Below are 17,039 nucleotides of genomic sequence, written 5' to 3' on the forward strand. Positions count from 1 at the left end.
CCTTGCCGCCGGCGAGACGCAGATTGTTCTGCACGTGGCGCACGCCGCGGACCGCGTGCGGCAGGTCTTCCGCGCCTTAGCGCGCTCGCCCATGATCGGTCCTCCGGCATCTTGCCGCTCCGCCGTCAAACCCTCGGAACAGGCGAAGTTCCGGGCTATTCCGCGGCCTTGAGCTGCGGCCTGGGCTGCAGGGTCTTCGGCGCCGCCTCAGCCGGGGCGGACTTCTGCCTGCCGAAGCCCAGCTTCCCCGCCAGGTCTTCGAACAGGGTGAGGACGACGGGCACCACGACGAGCGTCAGGATGCTCGAACTGATGAGACCGCCGATCACCGCATGAGCCATGCCGGCGCGCTGCTGGCCACCTTCGCCCAGGCCCAGCGCCAGCGGCACCATGCCGAAGATCATGGCGAGCGTCGTCATCAAGATGGGCCGCAGACGCACATCGGCCGCGCGCATGATCGCGGTTGTGCGTTCCATCCCCCCGGCGCGCGCCTGGTTGATGAAGTCGACGAGGAGAATGGCGTTCTTCACCACGAGGCCCATGAGCATGATGAAGCCGATGGCGGAGAACAGGTTGAGGGTGGATCCCCAGGCGAGAAGGCCGAGGAACACGCCGATGAGCGACAGCGGCAGTGAAGTCATGATCGCCAGCGGCTGCAGGAAGCTGCCGAACTGCGATGCGAGCACGATGTAGATGAATACGACTGCGAGAATAAGGGCGCGGCCTGCCTCGCCGGAGGTTTCCGCGATGTTCTCGGCCGCACCGCCCGCCGCGAAACCGTAGCCGGGTGGCAGCTCGACTGTCTTCAGGAGGTTCGCGATGTCTGCGTTGATGTCGCCCGCGGCGCGGCCGCTCTTGTTGGCGGTGATCTGCACCTCGCGCGTCAGGTCGCGGCGGTTGATCTGGGAGGGGCCGAAGCCCGGTTCGAGCTTCGCCACCTCGCGCAGCGGCACCATGCGCGCCGAACCGTCCGCCTCGCGGAGCGTGCTCGACAGCGGCAGGCGCGAGAGGTCCTCCGCCGTCCGCCGGTCGCTCTCGGGAAGCCGCACATTGACGTCGTAATTCTCGCCTGCCGGGCTGCGGAAACTGCTCACGTCCTGACCGGCGAGCAGCACGCGCAAGGTCTCGGAGAGGCTGCGCAGGCTGATGCCGAGATCGCTCGCCAGCGGCTGGTCCAGCGTCACGTCAAGGGTAGGCCTCGCCGCCTTGAGGCTCGACTCGATGTCGACCACACCGGGCACCTCGGCAATGAGGCCCCTCACCTGCTGCGAGATGCGGGCGAGTTCCGCGGTATCCGGGCCCTGCACGCTGATCTGGATGGGCTTGCCATTGCCAACGCCCGGGAGACCAAGGGAAAGCTCGAGACCTGCGATGCTGGACAGGCGCTGCCGCATGAGATCCACCAGTGCCTCGGCGGAACGGACGCGCTCACCGATCGGCTTCAGGGCAACGAAGATCGAGGCCTGGTTCTTTCCGGAAGCGTCGCCGCTGTTGATCGTGGCATAGGTGTAATCGATCTCCGGGAACTCCTTCAGTGCCGCTTCGACCTGGCGAAGCTTCGATTCCGTGTAGTCGAGCGAGGAACCCACGGGTGCCGCCACCTTGACCGAGATTTCGCCCATGTCGGCGCTCGGCACGAATTCGGTGCCGATCTTCGCCACCAGGGTGAAGCTGCCGAAGAACAGGGCGAGGGCGGCGATCACCACCACCCAGCGCCGCCTCAGGCTGAAGCGCAGGAGTGGATGGTAGATGGCGAGGATGCCCGCCATCAGCCAGTCGATACCGGCCGCCAGCCAGCCGAGCGGGCCACGGGGCCGCCGCTCCGCATCGGGGTCGGGCCACACGCTGGAGAGCATGGGGTCGAGGGTGAAGGAGACGAAGAGCGAAATGAGCACCGCCACCGCGACGGTGATGCCGAACTCGAAGAAGAACTGCCCGATGATACCGCCCATGAAGGCGAGCGGAGCGAAGACCGCGACGATGGCAAGCGTCGTCGCCAGCACGGCGAGGCCGATCTCCCTGGTGCCTTCGAGTGCGGCGCGCACATGGTCCTTGCCCATGGCGAGATGGCGGCTGATGTTCTCGCGCACCACGATCGCGTCGTCGATCAGTATCCCGATCGCCAGCGAAAGCGCCATCAGCGTCATGGTGTTCAATGTGAAGCCGAAGAAAGCGAGCGCCGCGAAGGTGCCGATGACGGAGACGGGCAGCGTGAGCCCCGTGATCACGGTCGAGCGCCAGGAGTGAAGGAACAGGAACACGATTGCGATGGTGAGAAAGCCGCCCTCAATGAGCGTGCTCCGCACGTTGCTCACCGAACTGCGGATGCCCTTGGAGGAATCCCGCACCACCGACAGCTTGACGTCCGCAGGCAGATCCTCGTTCATGCGGGCGAGAGCGGCGAATATGCCATCCGCCACCGCGATGGTGTTGGCGCCCTGCACCTTGACGATGTCGATCGCAAGCGCCGGCTTGCCGTTGAAGGAGGCGAGGCTCGCCTTCTCTTCCTGCGAATCGGCGATTTCGGCGACATCGGCGAGACGGACGGGAACCCCTTCGCGCTGGGCGAGAATGAAACGGCCCAACTCATCAGGCGTCTTGGCGGCACCTTCGATCTGCACCACCCGGTCCTCGCGGCCGCTGGTGACGGAGCCCGCCGGAAGATCCTGGTTTTCGCTGCGGATCGTGTCCAGCACCTGGTCTATGCCGATGCCGAAGGCCTCCAGACGCTCCGGCTTGAGCAGTACGTCGATCTGCCGCCTGACGCCGCCCACGATCGTGGCGCTGCCCACGCCGGGCACGGTCTGAAACCGCTTGAGAATGGTCTCGTCGGCCAGCGTCGTGAGATCGCGCAGGCTGCGTCCCGGACCTTCGACGGCCACCGAGACGATGGGCGCGCTCGCGGGGTCGAAGCGGGTCACTTTCGGGTCTTCGACCTCCTCGCGGAGTTCGCCGCGGACTGCCGCCACCTTCTCCCGGACCTCCTGGGCGGCGGTCTCGGAACTGGTCTGGAGCGAGAACTCGACGATCACGACGGAGACGCCCTCATAGGAGCGCGAGGTGACGGTATCGACGCCGCTGATGGTGTTGACCGCATCCTCGATCTTCTCCGTGACGTCGCTTTCAACCGCTTCCGGCGAGGCACCCGGATAGTCGGTGGCGACCACGACGGTGGGAATGTCGACATCGGGGAACTGGTCGATGCCGAGCCGCTGGTAGGAAAACAGGCCGATCACCACGATCGCCACCATCATCATGGTGGCGAAGACCGGGTTGGCGACGCTGATGCGGGTGAGGAACATGGCGTTCAGGGCCCGCTGACGCGCACCGGCGTCTCGGGAGCCAGCACGATTGCGGGGACGGAGATGATGCGGTCGCCGCGCGACAGGCCCTCCGGAACCGGCACACGGTCTAGCGTGCCACGGGAGTCGGGGATCACGGACTGGCGGCGGATGCGGCCATCCTCGAGCTTCAGCACATGAGCGCCGTTGCCGTCGCTGCGGATGGCAGCGGGGGGAACGGCAAGAACGTCCACCTCCTCCCGGATCACGATTTCGCCCGAGGCGAACATGCCGCCGCGCAGCGCCCCTTCCGGGTTTTCGACCTGGATGTGGACGGGAATCGAGCGCGTGCCGGACCTTGCGACTGGGTTGATGCGGGTCACCGTGCCCCGGAACGTCTCATCGTCGATTCCCGGGACGCGGAATTCCGCAGCCTGGCCCACTTCCACCTGGCCGATTTCACTCGCCGGCACGGGAGCGTCGATCTCCATCTCCTGCAGCGAAACAAGCGTCATCAGCGTCATGTCGATGGAAACCTTGTCGCCGGGATTGACGCTGCGCTCTGCGACGATGCCGTCGATCGGCGCCGTGACCTCGGCCTTGGCCAAGGCCTTCCTCGCCGTTGCGACCTGCGCCTCGAGCGCGCGGACCGTCGATCCGGCGGCATCGAAAGCGGCCTCGACCTCGTTCACCGCCTGGCGCGCGGCATAGCCCTTGCTGGCGAGCTTCTGCTTGGCTTCACGGTTCTTGCGGGCGAGATCGAGCTGCGCCCTGGCGCCCTCGAGATTGGCGGTGCGCTCGTCGAGTGCGCTTTCGAGATCGGCCACGTCTATGCGGAGCAGCACGTCGCCCCTTTTCACGGCCTCGCCCTCGCGCACCAGCACCTCGCCCACGGGGGCTGCGACCTCTGCCTTCACCGTGGTCTGCTCGAGGGGCTGCAGCGTGCCGGTGAAGGGAACCGTGAAGCGCAGCGTTTCGGGCTCGACGAGGAAGATCTCGCTCTCGGTGAGTTCGACGGGCCGCGGTACGGACGCCTTCTCCTGCCGTGAAGACTGCGGCGCCTGCCGGGCCTCGAGATAGGGCTCGAGCCTCGCCGCAAAGGGCTTCAGATGCGGAACGACATGGGGGCCGACGCTGGGAGCGGCTGCCGTACCGAGGCCCGTCCCCAGAAGCGCGGCGAGCGCCACGACGATGAATTTCTTGACCATGGGGGAGATCAGGCCCTTCCAGGGTGAGCGGTGGCGGGGGCAGGGATCGGTAGGCGTGCTTCGAGTTCCGCGAGAAAGGCTGGAACGCTTTCCTTCAGGAATGCGCGCTCCGCCGCGACGAGGTTCCGGCCCATGGCGAGCGCGAAGCGCTGGCCCGGCTCGGAAGGCGCGGCATGGCCCTCGAGCTCCACCGCCAGGGCATCGAGTTCGGCTTCGCGCTGGCCGAGCGCATCGCGAAGCTTCTCCGGCGGCAGGAGATGGGCGAACATGAGGAGCGCCACGAGTTCGGAACGGACGCGATGACGGCCCTCGAGTGCGCCCAGCGAACGGGCCAGCCTGCGGCGGCCCGGCTCGAGAAGGCGATAGACGGTCTTGTTGGGGCGGCCTTCCTGCGCATGAAAGGTGCCGGCGATGAGCCCTTCCTGCTCCAGCGCCTTGACCGCCGCATAGATGCTGCTCGGCGCAACCTCCATGAAGCGGGCAAAAACGTCCTCGACCTTGCCCCGGATCTCGTAGGGCGAGGCATCTCCGAGCGACAGCACGGCAAGGCAGAGGGTCTTTGCATCCACGGCCGACATACTCCAGTTCGGAGTATGAGGTGGGGTCCGAGAAGCGGCGTTTCAAGTCAGGATGTCGGTTCTTCCAACCTTCCGTTGCGTCGCCATGCGCGGCGCAGGGTCGGACCGCCGCATGGAGGTTTCCATGCGGCGGAACCTGACGTTCAGTTGAGAGAGGCCTTGATCTTGCCGACCTCCTCGGCGCTGATCTCACCCGTGGTGGTGACCACGCCGTCCTTGATCTTCCACAGGCGGAAGGGGCCGGTAATGTCGCCATGCTGGTCGAAGGAGATGGGGCCGATGACGCCTTCATACTTTATGGGCTTACCCTCCTTGATGAGGGCAAGCGCCTTGGCGAACTCCTCCTTGCCGGCATGGACGGGCTCGCCCGCCGGGTCCGTCACCTGGCGGATTGCCTCCTTGATGGCGGCGGCATCGCCCTTGCCGGCCTTGGCGGCGGCGAGCGCCACGATGGCGCCGGCGTCATAGGAGCGGTCGGCGGCGGGCGCATCGGGCTTGATGCCGCCCGAGAAGGCCTCGTAATTGCCGTAGAAATACTTCGTCGAGGCGGTTTCGCTGGTGCCTGACGACGTGCCATAGGCTTCGTTCAGGTATTGCGCGCCAACGGCGTTGATGAAGTCCTCGGAGTTCATGCCGTCGTTCAGCAGGAACTTCTGGGGGCCCCCCGCCGAGATCCATGCGCGGGCCACGGTGGCGCCATCGACCGGATAGCTGACGAGGTAAAGCGCCTCGGGCTCGCCCGCCATGGCGGCACTCGCCTCGGCGGCATAGCTCGCCTGCTTCTCGTTATAGGGGGTGACGGATGTGATCGTCCCGCCGAGCTTCTCGTAGGCGGCGGAGAACTCGCGCACCATGTTCACGCCGAAATCGTTGTTGACGTGGATGATGGCGATCTTCTTCAGGCCCTGATCGAGGGCGTATTTCGCCGCCGCGGTGCCCTGCAGCGCATCCGACGTGATGGTGCGGAAGAACACGCCGTTGGTCTTGCCCTCGCGGCCCAGCGCGGTGAGGGTGGGCGAGGAGGACGCGGGCGAAACCTGAACGACGCCGGCGGGTGCCGTCACCGAGGTCAGAATCGGGATCGACATCGGCGAGATGATGCCGCCGATGATGACCGGCACCTTCCTGATGTTGACGAGCTGGGTGGCCTGGTCCACCGCGACGTTGGCCTGGGTCTGGCTGTCGCGCGTGTCGGTGACGAGGTTGCAGCCGTTGACGCCGCCCGCCTCGTTGAAGTCTCGGAAGGCCATCTCGACCGACTTGGCGCCGGCCTGTCCATAGGCGCCGGCGGGGCCCGTCAGCTCGAGCACCACGCCGATCGTGATGTCGCACTCGGCGGCATTGGCGGCCGCGGAGGAACTGGCGATGATGCCGAGTACCGAAGCCGCCATGAGCAGTTTCTTCATGTGTCTTTCCTTCCCTGTTGAAACCCGGCGCGCAGGCGCCGGCGAATATGCGGTCAATCCTGCGGCGCCGTCTCCCGCGGCGCTGTCGCCTTTCCTTCGCTGTTGAGATTGTATTTCATGATTGCGCCGTGGCGCCCGCTCGTGTCGCGTTCCAGCGCATAGACATCTCCATCGAGCATCCTGGAACGGGCGAGCACGGAATCGACAGCCTGGAGGTCTTCCTCCGACAGCCGCAGCGCCGCGATACGGAGATTCGCCTCGAGATGCGCGCGATTTCGCGCCCCGACGATCACGGCGGAGACTCCCGGCCGCGCCAGCATGGCGGCACTCGCCACCGTGGCGATGTCGGCGCCCTTGCGGCGGGCGACCTTATCCAGCACGGCGAGGAGTTCCTGGAACAGGTCCCAGCCGCCGAACTCGTCGATGATCAGCTTGTACTTGACGAGCGAGCGGTTCTCCATGGGGGGCTTCGGCTCCGGCCTTCCCAGCCAGCGCTCGCCCAGGAAGCCACCTGCCACCGTGCCGTAGCAGAAGATCGCCACGCCGTTGGCGAGGGCGGCGGGAATGAGCGTCTTCTCGGGCCGCCTGTCCAGCAGCGAATACTGCACCTGCATCGAGGACATTGGAACGCCAGCCTGCCGCATGGCGAGGAGGCGTTCGGTGTCGAAATTGGTGCCGCCGACGCGCAGGATCTTGCCCGCGCGGCGCAATTCCTCAAGCCAGCAGGCGGTTTCGAGCCAGCGCGGCACGGCATAGCTCCACCAGTGGAACTGCACGATGTCCAAGCGCTCCATGCCGAGCCGCTTCAGGGAGGTGTCGATGACCTTCTCGACATAGGCCTTGTCGATGCGCGCCAGCACGTCGAGATCGGGCACGAATTTGGTGTGGACGCGGATCTTCGCCAGCGCCTCGGCGCCGCGGAGATCGCGGTAGCGGCGACGGAAGGCGCCGATCATCTCTTCGACCCCTGTGTAGATGTCGGCGCAATCGAATGTGGTGATGCCGGCGTCGGCGAAGGCGATCATGTCGCCCACCGGATCGCCGCTCACCGCCTGGCTGTGGCTGGCCGAAAGCTGCCAGCCGCCCCGGATGACACGGGAGATCTCGTAGCCGGGTGAGAGGGAGATGCGCTGCACGTTCGGTCAATCCTTCGGAAGTGGCACGGCGGTGGTGGCCGCATGGCTGAAGCGCCGGAGGCCCAGCCTTGTGATGCGAAAGCGGGTGGAGCAGTTGGGGTCGGGGCAGGCGACCTCGGCGTCGCTCGTCATCCAGTCATTGCGGTGGGTGGGGCGCTGCTTGGCGGGGAGCAGCGGCAGGAGAGCCGCCAGCGAATAGATGGAAAAGCCCTGCCCCGGCGGGAAATGGATCATCTCGCCGCGCATCTCGAAATGATCGCCCGGCTTCGCGCCGCAATAGATTGGCCCGCCGGGCGGCGCCACGACCTCGACGCGGAGATCGTAGAGATCGAAGCCGTCGTCCTTTTCCTCAGCCATGCTGCCCTGCCCTCGCCTCTTCCTCCTCCGTGTCCAGCCGGTTGCGGAGCAGGCTAAAGGCCCTCGTGATGTCACGCGTGAGCGCGGCGGTTGCCCCCGCCTCGTCGCGCCGCTCCAGCGCCTCGATCAGTTCCCAGTGGTGGTGGGTGCCCGCCGGGTCCCTCGCCTCGTCATGGAGGAAGGCGGCGGCGTGGACGTAAGGCCCGGACTGGAGCCACAGGCTCTCGATCATCGGCAGCAGCACGCGCGATCCGGCGGCACGATAGATGTGGTCGTGGAAGGCGTGGTTCAGCTCAGTGGCCCGGCGGATGCTGTCGTCGCTGCGGGAGTGGAAGGCGTCCTCGCATTCGTGGGTGAGATCGCGCAGGCGGCGGAAATCCTCCGGTCCCAGCCGGGGCAGCGCCAGGGCGGTGACCTTGCCCTCGATCAGCACCCGGGCGCGGGCGAGATCCTCGAGCGTCTCGCGGGTGATGACGGGTACGCGCACCGAGCGGTTGGGCAGCGCCTCCAGCGCCTGTTCCGACACGAGCCTTGCCAGGGCCTCGCGCACCGGCATGGTGCTCGTGTTGAGCTTCACCGCGAGGTCGTGGATGCGCAGAGCCTCGCCGCTGACGAAGACGCCGTGGATGAGCGAGCGGCGGAGCTCGGCGTAGACGCGGTCGTGCAGGGTTTCGCGCAGGACCGGCATGACGCCCCCGCTCCCCAGCCTTGCCAGGCTTCCCGCTCCGTTCGCGTCACGCATCGGCAGTCACCCGCAGCCTCCCATTTTCAAGATCGCGGCCATGCGGCTTGCATCCCCCGGCGTGCTTGAATAGAGAAATATTTGATCAAACATCACCGGGACGCAAGAGACAATCGGGATGCCCAGCTCCGGACAACAGGCGCCGCCGGTCATCAGCGCGCGCGGCCTCGCCATGCAATTCGGCGGCATGCGGGCGGTGGATGGAATGTCCTTCGACCTTTCCCAGGGCGAAATCCTCGCGCTGATCGGGCCCAACGGGGCAGGCAAGACCACGCTCTTCAACCTGATCGCCGGATCGCTCAGGCCGAGCGCCGGGCAGATCTTCCTTGCGGGGACGGAGGTGACGCGCGATCCGCCGGAGGCGCGGATCGGCAAGGGGCTCGCCCGCACCTTCCAGATCCCGAAGCCCTTCGCCGAAATGACGGTGCTTGAGAACGTGCTGACCGGCGCCCAGCGCCAGGCAGGCGAAGGCATGCTGGCGAATTTCATCACGCCCCGCACGGTGGCGGCGGAGGAGAGGGCGGCGGTGGAGAAGGCGAAGGCCCTTCTCGACTTCCTGACACTGTCACGGCTGGCGCATGAGCCGGCGCGGGTTCTCTCCGGCGGACAGCGGAAGCTCCTTGAACTCGCCCGCGTGCTGATGGCGGACCCAAAGGTGATCCTGCTCGACGAGCCCGCGGCGGGGGTCAACCCGGCGCTTCTCGAATTCATCATCGCGCGCATCCTGGACCTCAACGCGCAAGGCACGACGATCCTCCTCATCGAGCACAACATGGAGATGGTGGCCAGGCTCTGCGGACGGGTGATCGTGATGGCGGAGGGCCGCCGGCTCACCGAGGGCCGGCCCGAGGAGGTGGCGCGCGACCCCCAGGTGATCGCCGCCTATCTCGGGGTGGCGGCATGAGTGCTTTCCCCGCCCTTGCGACACAGGGCCTGGTGGCCGGCTACGAGCGCGACCTGCCCATCGTGCGCGGCATCGACTTCGCGGTGGCGAAGGGGGAACTCGTCGTGGTGCTGGGGCCCAATGGCGCGGGCAAATCGACCTTCGTCAAGGCGATTGCCGGGATCGTGCCGGTGTTCGGCGGCAAGGCGCTCTTCGGGCAGGAGGACGTCACCGCGCTTGCGGCGCATGAGAAGATCGCGCGCGGGCTGGCCTTCGTGCCGCAGACGGAGAACATCTTCGCCACGCTGACGATTGCTGAAAATCTCTCCCTCGCCGCCGACATCCTGCCGAAGCCGGCGCGACGGGAACGGGTGGAGAAGGTGCTTTCGATGTTTCCCGACCTCGCACGGCGGCCGAAGCTCCGCGCCGGGCAGCTTTCGGGCGGGCAGCGGCAGATGCTCGCCGTGGGCCGCGCGCTCGTCGTGGAGCCGAGCGTGCTGATCCTCGACGAGCCCTCGGCCGGACTTTCACCGCGCATCGCGGGCGAGGTGTTCGCGCGGCTGAAGGCCATCAACGCCAGCGGCGTCACCATCGTGCTTGTCGAGCAGAACGTGAAGGCGGCGCTTGCCATCGCCCACCGCGGCGTGATCCTCGTCGAGGGCAGGCTCCGCCACGAGGGCCCGGCGGCAAGCCTCGCTGCCGATCCGATCATCGCCGAGCTCTATCTCGGGGCGCCGCGCCGGGAGGCGCGGACATGATCGCGCAGGCCATCATCGACGGACTGATCGCCGGGACCATGATCGGGCTCGGCGCAATCGGCATCACGCTCACCTACTCGATCCTGCGCTTTGCGAATTTCGCGCATGGCGAACTCATCAGCTGGGGGGCCTATGCCGCCCTCAGCGTCTCGAGCGCACTCGCCACGCTCCACGCGCCGCTCGCCGCACCGCTCGGGCCCTTCTCCTTCGGCTGGTCGCTGCCTTTGGGGCTTGTCGTTTCGATGGCGTTGACGGGGCTTCTCGCGCTGCTCGTGGACGTGCTGCTGTTCGGGCGGCTGAGGGCCCGGGGCGGGGCCGTGATCATCCTCGTCATGGCCGGCTTCGGCGCCGCGCTCACGCTCAGGAGCCTGCTCGAATTCCTCGTTACCACCAGGCCCGCCTATTTCACCGATGCCCTGCAGATCGCCATGAAGCTGGGGATCGGGGCGCGGGCGACGCCGGACCAGCTGCTTTCGCTCGGCGTTTCGGCACTCCTCGTCTTCGCCGTGCACCTCCTCCTCACGCGTACCGCGGTAGGCCGCGCCATGCGGGCGGTGAGCGAGAACCGCGCGCTCGCGGCGCTGGCCGGCGTCGACGTGCGACAGACGATCCGCATCGTGTGGCTGCTCGGGGCGGCCCTTGCGGCGGTGGCCGGCGTCATGGCGGGGCTTCTCGTGCAGATCCGGCCGCACATGGGCCACGACCTGCTGCTGCCGCTCTTCGCCGCCGCCATACTGGGCGGCATCGGCAGCGTGCCGGGCGCCATGCTGGGCGGGCTCATCGTGGGGCTGGCCGAGGCGCTCTCGGTGCAGGTGATCGGAGCCGAATGGCGCGCCGCGGGGGCCTTCGTGATCCTGGTGGGCGTGCTGCTGCTGCGGCCGCAGGGGCTGTTCGGGAGGGCCGCGTGATCGAGCTTCTCTCCTATGGCGCTTTCTTCCTCACGGTGGCGCTCACCTACGCGATCATCTGCCTCGGGCTCAATGTGCAATGGGGGCAGACGGGACTGTTCAACGTCGGTGTGGCGGGCTTCGTGGCGGTGGGCGCCTATGCCTCCGCCCTTCTCACCACGCCGGACGACCCGGCCCGCTTCGGCGGCTTCGGGCTGCCGATCCTCGTGGGCTGGGCGGGGGGTGCTGCGCTGGCCGCCCTCGTCTCGCTGGGCGTCGGGCTTCTCACCATCAGGCTGCGCGCCGATTACCTCGCCATCGCCACCTTCGGGGTGGCGGTGGTGGTGCAACTGGCGGCCCTCAACCTCGAGCCCGTCACGGGCGGGCCGTTCGGCATCGGTTTCATCCCTCGGCCATTCGGCTCGCTCGCGGCCGACCGCGTCACCTTCGGACTCCTCAACCTCGGCCTCGTGGCGCTGACCACGCTCGGCGTCTACCTGGCGCTCGAGAGGCTGCTACGGAGCCCATGGGGCCGCGTGCTCCGCGCGATCCGCGAGGACGAGCAGGCCGCACTGGCGCTGGGCAAGAACGCCTTCCGCTTCCGCCTCCAGGCCTTCGCCATCGGCGGCGGCATCATGGGGCTCGCCGGTGCCGTCCAGGCGCATTTCATCGGCTTCATCGCGCCCGAAAACTACGTGCCGATGCTCACCTTCCAGGTGTGGGCGATGCTGATCGTGGGGGGCTCCGGCAACAACAAGGGCGCGGTGCTCGGCGCCGTGCTGGTGTGGGCGGTGTGGGCGGCCTCGGCCGCGCTGATCTCCGCCCTCGTTCCGCCCGAGATGCAGGCGCGCGCCGCGGCGCTGCAGATCGTGCTGATCGGCATCGCCATCTGCGCCATGCTGCTCCTGCGCCCGCGCGGCATATTGGGCGAGCTCCGCACCGTTTCGCGCCACGTCAAGCCATGAGGCCCATCATGAAGCACCCGCCTCGCACCACCATCGCCGAGGGACTGGAGATCAGCCGCATGGTGTGCGGGCTGTGGCAGGTGGCGGACATGGAGAAGGGCGGCGCGGCGCTCGACCCGGAGCGCGCCGCCGACCACCTCGCGCGATATGCGGCGGACGGCTTCGACAGCTTCGACATGGCGGATCATTACGGCAGCGCCGAGATCATCGCCGGGAGGCTGCTCGACCGGCACAGGGGCGCTGCGCGGCGGCCGGTGGCCTTCACCAAATGGTGCCCGGAGCCAGGTGCGATGACGCGCGACATCGTCCGGCGCGGTGTTCAGGAGCGGCTCGATCGGCTCGGCGTTTCATCGGTCGATCTGCTGCAGTTCCACTGGTGGTCCTTCGAGCACCCGGCCTGGCTCGACGCGCTGCACGAGATGAAGGCGCTCAAGGAGGAAGGGCTGATCCGCGCCATCGGGGTGACCAATTTCGACGCGGCGCATCTGGCGCTGGCGCTCGCCGACGGCATCCCCGTCGCCACCAACCAGGTGTCTTTCTCGCTGGTCGACCGGCGCGCGGCAGGCGCGCTCTCGGATCTCTGCAAGGCGCGTGGCGTGAAGCTTCTCGCCTACGGCACGCTGTGCGGCGGGTTCCTGTCTGAGAGATGGCTGGAAAAGCCCGAGCCCCGGACCATCGCAGACTGGAGCAAGTCGAAATACAAGCGCTTCATCGATGCGGCGGGGGGCTGGGCGGCATTCCAGACGCTCCTCGGCGCGGCGGACGCGATAGCGCGCAAGCATGGCGTGTCGGTGGCGAACGTCGCCACGCGCTTCGTGCTGGAGCACCAGTGCGTCGCGGCTGTGATCGTCGGCGCGAGGCTCGGCGAGAGCGAGCATCGGGCGGACAATCTCAAGACCTTCGGCTTCGCGCTGGATGAGGATGACAAGGCGCTGCTGGCGCAGGCCTTCGCCGGCATGACGCCCATTCCGGGCGACTGTGGCGATGAATACCGCAAGCCCCCCTATCTCACCGCCTCGGGCGACCTGAGCCACCATCTGAGCGCCATTCCCTCGGCCTACGAGGCGCTGCCGCTCGCCCACCGCAAGGGCACGCGCGTCTCGACCGGGAGCGTGTGGGAGCCGATCGCCGGGTACAGCCGCGCGGTCAGGGTGAAGGACATGGTCATGGTGTCCGGCACCACCGCCACGCATTCCTCGAGCCGCTGCGTGGCGCCGGGCGATGCCGGGGCGCAGACGACCTACATCCTCGACAAGATCGCCGCCTCGCTCGCGGCGGCGGGCTCGCGCGTGGAGGACGTGGTGCGCACCCGCATCTACCTCAAAGACGCTTCGCAGTGGGAGCCCGTGTCGCGGGCCCATGGCCGGGTGTTCGGCGCGATATTGCCGGCCAACACGCTGATCGCGGCGGGAGGCCTCGTCGGCGATTACGAGGTCGAGATCGAGGCGGACGCCATCGTGGGCGATGACGCCGCAAGCGGCTGATCGTCGAAGAAGAAGCGCGGGCGCGACGGCGCCAGCGGCTTCCGCCCGCGGATCGCGTCCGCCGCCTTCTCGGCGATCATCATCACGGTGGCGTTGAGGTTGGCGCTGATGACGTTCGGCATGACCGAGGCATCGATGACGCGCAGGCCGTCGATGCCGTGCACCCTCAGGCTTTCATCCACCACCGCCATGCGGTCCTGGCCCATGCGGCAGGTGCAGGAGGGGTGGAACTCGGTTTCGGCAACGCTCCTCACCCAGTCCAGGACCTCGGCGTCGCTGCGGGCGTTGGAGCCGGGGTAGAGCTCATCGCCGCGGAATGGCGCGAAGGCGGGCTGGCTCACGATGTGGCGGGCCATGCGGACACCCTCCACCATCTCGCGCCGGTCGTTCTCCGTGGCCAGGAAATTGAAAACGATGCGCGGGGTATCGCGCGGGTCGGCGCTCTTCAGTTCGAGCCGGCCGCGCGATTCCTGCCGGAGCTGGCTCACATGCAGCTGGAAGCCCTGCTTCAGCTGGATGCGGTCCCCGGCGTAGTCGATGGCGACGGGGCCGAAATGATACTGGATGTTGGGCGAGACGGCGGCGGAATCGGTGCGCACCAGCCCGCCCGCCTCCCAGATGTTGGAGGAGACGGGGCCGGATTTGTTGAGCATCCATTGCGTGCCCACCGCGAGCTTGACGAAGGGGTTGGCGAGGCGCTGCAGGGTGACGTTCCTGGTGCAGCTCCACTGCATCATGAAGTCGATATGGTCCTGCAGGTTCTGGCCGACGCCGGGAAGATCGACCTTGGCGCCGATGCCGTGCCGGCGAAGTTCGTCCGCCGGGCCGATTCCGGAGAGCATCAGGAGCTGCGGCGAGTTGATGGCGCCGCCGCTGAGGATCACCTCGCGCTCGGCCCGGACACGATGCGTGCGGGCGCCCTGCGCATAGGAAAGGCCAGTGACGCGGTTGCCCTCGACGTCGAGCCCCAGCACATGGGCGCCGGTGCGGATCGCGAGATTGCTCCGCCAGGACGCCGGGTGGAGATAGGCGACGGCGGCCGAGCAGCGCTTGCCGTTCCACTTGGTGCTGTCATAGCGGCCGAGGCCTTCCGGACGGTAGCCGTTCAGGTCGTCCGACTTGCCGACACCCGCCTCCGCCCCGGCCTCGACGAAGACGTCATAGAGGATGTTGGGCGACTTCCCCATGCTGACGCCGAGTGGCCCGGAATCCCCATGCCAGTCGTTGGCGCCGCGCTCGCTTCGCTCGGACTTGCGGAAGTAAGGCAGGCAGTGGGCATAGTCCCAGGCGGGGAGGCCGAACTCGGCTGCCCAGCGGTCATAGTCGAGCGGGTGGCCGCGGAGATAGACCATGGAGTTTATGGAGGAGCTGCCGCCCAGCACCTTGCCGCGCGGCACCGGGATTTCGCGACCTCCCATCTCGCCTTCCGCGGCGCTGGCATAATTCCAGTTGAAGCGCTGGTCCTTCCAGACGCGGTAGACGCCGGCGGGCATGTGGATGAACAGGCTGCGGTCCGCGGGCCCGGCCTCGAGGATCAGGACGCGGACGTCGGCGTCCTCGGTCAGGCGGTTCGCCAGCACGCAACCGGCCGAGCCGGCGCCGACGATCACATAGTCATAGCTCTCGGGAGTCTCTGGCATTGGATGATCATCCAATGCGCTTGGCGGGCTGTCAACGTCACTTGGCGTGCGCGTCCTCGACGATCCGGGCGAGGCGCTGCACGTCGAGGATTTTCACCTCACGGTAGCCCAGTTCGCAGATTCCCTGCTCCACCAGCTCGCCCAGCAGGTGATAGACGGTGGAGCGCGACATGTTGCTGGCGGTGGCGAGCTCCTCCTGGGTGAGCGGAATGCTGACCGGCGGGGGCGGCAGGTAGTTGAGCAGCCTCCCGGCGAAGGTGAGGAGGCGGGAACAGAAGCGCAGCCGCGGATCGACGATGAGCAGATCGACGGTGTGCAGCAGGTATTCCTCGACGTTCCAGGCCATGAGGTGGAAGAAGGTCCAGTTGAGGGCTGGTTCGGCGCGGAGAAGCTCGGCGATCGAGGACTGCGAGATGGCGAGAAGCTCGGTGGGCTTTCGCGCGAAGACCGACATGATGCGCGGGCGGCGGCCGAGCGCAGCGGGTTCGCCGAACCAGCGGCCGGGGAACATGACATGCGCATTGACCACGCCCTCGACGGGATGGGCGACGGTGATGACGGCGCAGCCGGAAACGAGGCAATAGAGATCGCTCGCCGAATCCTCGATGTCGAACAGCGTCCGGTTCTTCGCCAGCGCGACGAGCCGCATGCGCGAACAGATGAGATCCTGCGTGCGGCGGTCGTGCTGCGACAGCCAGGGGCTGGCGCGGGCGACCGCCACGGCTTCATCCATCTGCATATATTTCGTGCCTCCCCGGCACATTTCTTGCCACAGCACAATTGATCCAACGGGCTTCTGGTTATGTCAACCGAGCTGACGCCGGACGGCGACAGGAGCGGGAAAGAGCACCGGCCGCGGACTGCCGCGGCCGGACCGGGTTTTGCGCGGTGCAGCAATGGACCGCGTTTTCCGGCGCCGCCTTTCCCGGAAACCATCTTCCGAGAGGACGACATGCCAGACCATACCCGAGACAAACCAAGCTTCGCCAGTCGGTTGGGCCTGCTCACCGCCTGCCTGTTCGCGCTGGCCGGCGGGCTTACGGCGGAGGCCGCGGCGCAGGAGAAGAAGCCCAACATCCTGGTGATCTGGGGCGACGACATCGGCGGATTCAACGTCAGCGCCTACAACCGCGGCATGATGGGCTACCGCACGCCCAACATCGACTCCCTCGCCGACCAAGGCGCGCTGTTCACCGACTGGTACGGCCAGCAGAGCTGCACGGCGGGCCGCGCGGCCTTCGTCACCGGCCAGTCGCCGATCCGCACCGGCCTCACCAAGGTGGGCCTGCCGGGCACGCCGGAAGGCATGAAACCGGAGGACCCGACGATCGCCACGCTCCTGAAGGAGCAGGGCTACGCCACCGGCCAGTTCGGCAAGAACCACCTCGGCGACCGCGACGAGATGCTGCCGACCAACCACGGCTTCGACGAGTTCTTCGGCAACCTCTACCACCTCAACGCCGAAGAGGAGCCGGAGAACCCGGATTATCCGCAGGATCCCGCGTTCAAGGAACGCTTCGGGCCGCGCGGCGTGATCCACTCCTTCGCCAACCCGGACGGCACGCAGAAGATCGAGGACACGGGACCGCTCACCCGCAAGCGCATGGAGACGATCGACGAGGAGGTGACGGCGGCTGCGCTGCGCTTCATCGACGAGGCCCACAAGGCGGGCAAGCCCTTTTTCGTGTGGTGGAACTCCACCCGCATGCACGTG

At 67.3% G+C, this 17,039-nt stretch carries 15 protein-coding genes; 6 read left to right on the forward strand and 9 right to left on the reverse strand.

Features of this window, described 5'->3' with window-relative positions; translation table 11 throughout:
* Nucleotides 1-155: 155 nt before the first annotated feature.
* The 7 genes from ACK4HL_RS13530 to ACK4HL_RS13560 form a co-directional block, all read right to left on the reverse strand.
* Complete coding sequence (locus ACK4HL_RS13530) at nucleotides 156-3,302, reverse strand: efflux RND transporter permease subunit (protein WP_409761171.1); 3,147 nt, start codon at nucleotides 3,300-3,302, stop codon at nucleotides 156-158.
* 5 nt (nucleotides 3,303-3,307) lie between these two features.
* Nucleotides 3,308-4,489: an efflux RND transporter periplasmic adaptor subunit gene (locus tag ACK4HL_RS13535; RefSeq protein ID WP_409761173.1), complete on the reverse strand. Its 1,182-nt coding sequence runs from the start codon at nucleotides 4,487-4,489 to the stop codon at nucleotides 3,308-3,310.
* Nucleotides 4,490-4,497: 8 nt separating this feature from the next.
* Nucleotides 4,498-5,058, reverse strand: coding sequence for a PadR family transcriptional regulator (locus ACK4HL_RS13540; RefSeq protein WP_409761175.1), 561 nt, complete (start codon nucleotides 5,056-5,058; stop codon nucleotides 4,498-4,500).
* A gap of 152 nt (nucleotides 5,059-5,210) precedes the next feature.
* Nucleotides 5,211-6,473 (reverse strand): ABC transporter substrate-binding protein, encoded by a 1,263-nt coding sequence (locus ACK4HL_RS13545; protein WP_409761177.1) that lies wholly within the window; start codon nucleotides 6,471-6,473, stop codon nucleotides 5,211-5,213.
* Between the two features lie 53 nt (nucleotides 6,474-6,526).
* Nucleotides 6,527-7,609, reverse strand: a complete 1,083-nt coding sequence (locus ACK4HL_RS13550) for an aldo/keto reductase (protein ID WP_409761179.1) — start codon at nucleotides 7,607-7,609, stop codon at nucleotides 6,527-6,529.
* 6 nt (nucleotides 7,610-7,615) lie between these two features.
* Nucleotides 7,616-7,966 carry a TIGR04076 family protein gene (locus ACK4HL_RS13555; RefSeq protein WP_409761181.1) on the reverse strand — a complete coding sequence of 117 codons (351 nt, stop codon included), beginning with the start codon at nucleotides 7,964-7,966 and terminating at the stop codon, nucleotides 7,616-7,618.
* Nucleotides 7,959-8,708 (reverse strand): GntR family transcriptional regulator, encoded by a 750-nt coding sequence (locus ACK4HL_RS13560; RefSeq protein WP_409761183.1) that lies wholly within the window; start codon nucleotides 8,706-8,708, stop codon nucleotides 7,959-7,961. The genes ACK4HL_RS13555 and ACK4HL_RS13560 overlap by 8 nt, the downstream gene beginning before the upstream one ends.
* Before the next feature lie 118 nt (nucleotides 8,709-8,826).
* Between ACK4HL_RS13560 and ACK4HL_RS13565 the strand changes: the two genes are divergently transcribed.
* Genes ACK4HL_RS13565 through ACK4HL_RS13585 form a run of 5 tightly spaced genes read left to right on the forward strand, consistent with a single transcriptional unit; the run spans nucleotide 8,827 to nucleotide 13,685 of the window.
* Nucleotides 8,827-9,612 carry an ABC transporter ATP-binding protein gene (locus tag ACK4HL_RS13565; RefSeq protein WP_409761185.1) on the forward strand — a complete coding sequence of 262 codons (786 nt, stop codon included), beginning with the start codon at nucleotides 8,827-8,829 and terminating at the stop codon, nucleotides 9,610-9,612.
* Nucleotides 9,609-10,349, forward strand: a complete 741-nt coding sequence (locus ACK4HL_RS13570) for an ABC transporter ATP-binding protein (RefSeq protein WP_409761187.1) — start codon at nucleotides 9,609-9,611, stop codon at nucleotides 10,347-10,349. The genes ACK4HL_RS13565 and ACK4HL_RS13570 overlap by 4 nt, the downstream gene beginning before the upstream one ends.
* Nucleotides 10,346-11,257, forward strand: coding sequence for a branched-chain amino acid ABC transporter permease (locus ACK4HL_RS13575; protein ID WP_409761189.1), 912 nt, complete (start codon nucleotides 10,346-10,348; stop codon nucleotides 11,255-11,257). Before ACK4HL_RS13570 ends, ACK4HL_RS13575 begins: the two co-directional genes overlap by 4 nt.
* Nucleotides 11,254-12,201 carry a branched-chain amino acid ABC transporter permease gene (locus tag ACK4HL_RS13580; RefSeq protein ID WP_409761191.1) on the forward strand — a complete coding sequence of 316 codons (948 nt, stop codon included), beginning with the start codon at nucleotides 11,254-11,256 and terminating at the stop codon, nucleotides 12,199-12,201. The genes ACK4HL_RS13575 and ACK4HL_RS13580 overlap by 4 nt, the downstream gene beginning before the upstream one ends.
* An 8-nt stretch (nucleotides 12,202-12,209) precedes the next feature.
* Entirely contained in the window at nucleotides 12,210-13,685 is a 1,476-nt protein-coding gene (locus ACK4HL_RS13585; RefSeq protein WP_409761193.1) for an aldo/keto reductase, read from the forward strand.
* On the opposite strand, the gene ACK4HL_RS13590 is transcribed toward ACK4HL_RS13585, so the two are convergent.
* The gene (locus ACK4HL_RS13590; RefSeq protein ID WP_409761195.1) at nucleotides 13,628-15,325 is read right to left on the reverse strand and encodes a choline dehydrogenase; all 1,698 of its coding nucleotides are present in this window, start codon (nucleotides 15,323-15,325) and stop codon (nucleotides 13,628-13,630) included. The two genes, ACK4HL_RS13585 and ACK4HL_RS13590, sit on opposite strands and share 58 nt — an antisense overlap.
* 37 nt (nucleotides 15,326-15,362) lie before the next feature.
* Nucleotides 15,363-16,058 carry a Crp/Fnr family transcriptional regulator gene (locus ACK4HL_RS13595; protein ID WP_409761197.1) on the reverse strand — a complete coding sequence of 232 codons (696 nt, stop codon included), beginning with the start codon at nucleotides 16,056-16,058 and terminating at the stop codon, nucleotides 15,363-15,365.
* A gap of 219 nt (nucleotides 16,059-16,277) precedes the next feature.
* Between ACK4HL_RS13595 and ACK4HL_RS13600 the strand changes: the two genes are divergently transcribed.
* A partial coding sequence (locus tag ACK4HL_RS13600; RefSeq protein WP_409761199.1) for a sulfatase-like hydrolase/transferase occupies nucleotides 16,278-17,039 on the forward strand: 762 nt, incomplete at its 3' end.

This window comes from Aestuariivirga sp., assembly GCF_046294715.1.
Lineage (GTDB): Bacteria > Pseudomonadota > Alphaproteobacteria > Rhizobiales > Aestuariivirgaceae > Aestuariivirga.

Coding starts and splice junctions, on each gene's coding strand:
- ACK4HL_RS13530 (WP_409761171.1), bottom strand. CDS start 3,302: ATGTTCCTCACCCGCATCAGCGTCGCCAACCCGGTCTTCGCCACCATG.
- ACK4HL_RS13535 (WP_409761173.1), bottom strand. CDS start 4,489: ATGGTCAAGAAATTCATCGTCGTGGCGCTCGCCGCGCTTCTGGGGACG.
- ACK4HL_RS13545 (WP_409761177.1), bottom strand. CDS start 6,473: ATGAAGAAACTGCTCATGGCGGCTTCGGTACTCGGCATCATCGCCAGT.
- ACK4HL_RS13555 (WP_409761181.1), bottom strand. CDS start 7,966: ATGGCTGAGGAAAAGGACGACGGCTTCGATCTCTACGATCTCCGCGTC.
- ACK4HL_RS13560 (WP_409761183.1), bottom strand. CDS start 8,708: ATGCGTGACGCGAACGGAGCGGGAAGCCTGGCAAGGCTGGGGAGCGGG.
- ACK4HL_RS13565 (WP_409761185.1), top strand. CDS start 8,827: ATGCCCAGCTCCGGACAACAGGCGCCGCCGGTCATCAGCGCGCGCGGC.
- ACK4HL_RS13570 (WP_409761187.1), top strand. CDS start 9,609: ATGAGTGCTTTCCCCGCCCTTGCGACACAGGGCCTGGTGGCCGGCTAC.
- ACK4HL_RS13575 (WP_409761189.1), top strand. CDS start 10,346: ATGATCGCGCAGGCCATCATCGACGGACTGATCGCCGGGACCATGATC.
- ACK4HL_RS13585 (WP_409761193.1), top strand. CDS start 12,210: ATGAAGCACCCGCCTCGCACCACCATCGCCGAGGGACTGGAGATCAGC.
- ACK4HL_RS13590 (WP_409761195.1), bottom strand. CDS start 15,325: ATGCCAGAGACTCCCGAGAGCTATGACTATGTGATCGTCGGCGCCGGC.
- ACK4HL_RS13595 (WP_409761197.1), bottom strand. CDS start 16,058: ATGGATGAAGCCGTGGCGGTCGCCCGCGCCAGCCCCTGGCTGTCGCAG.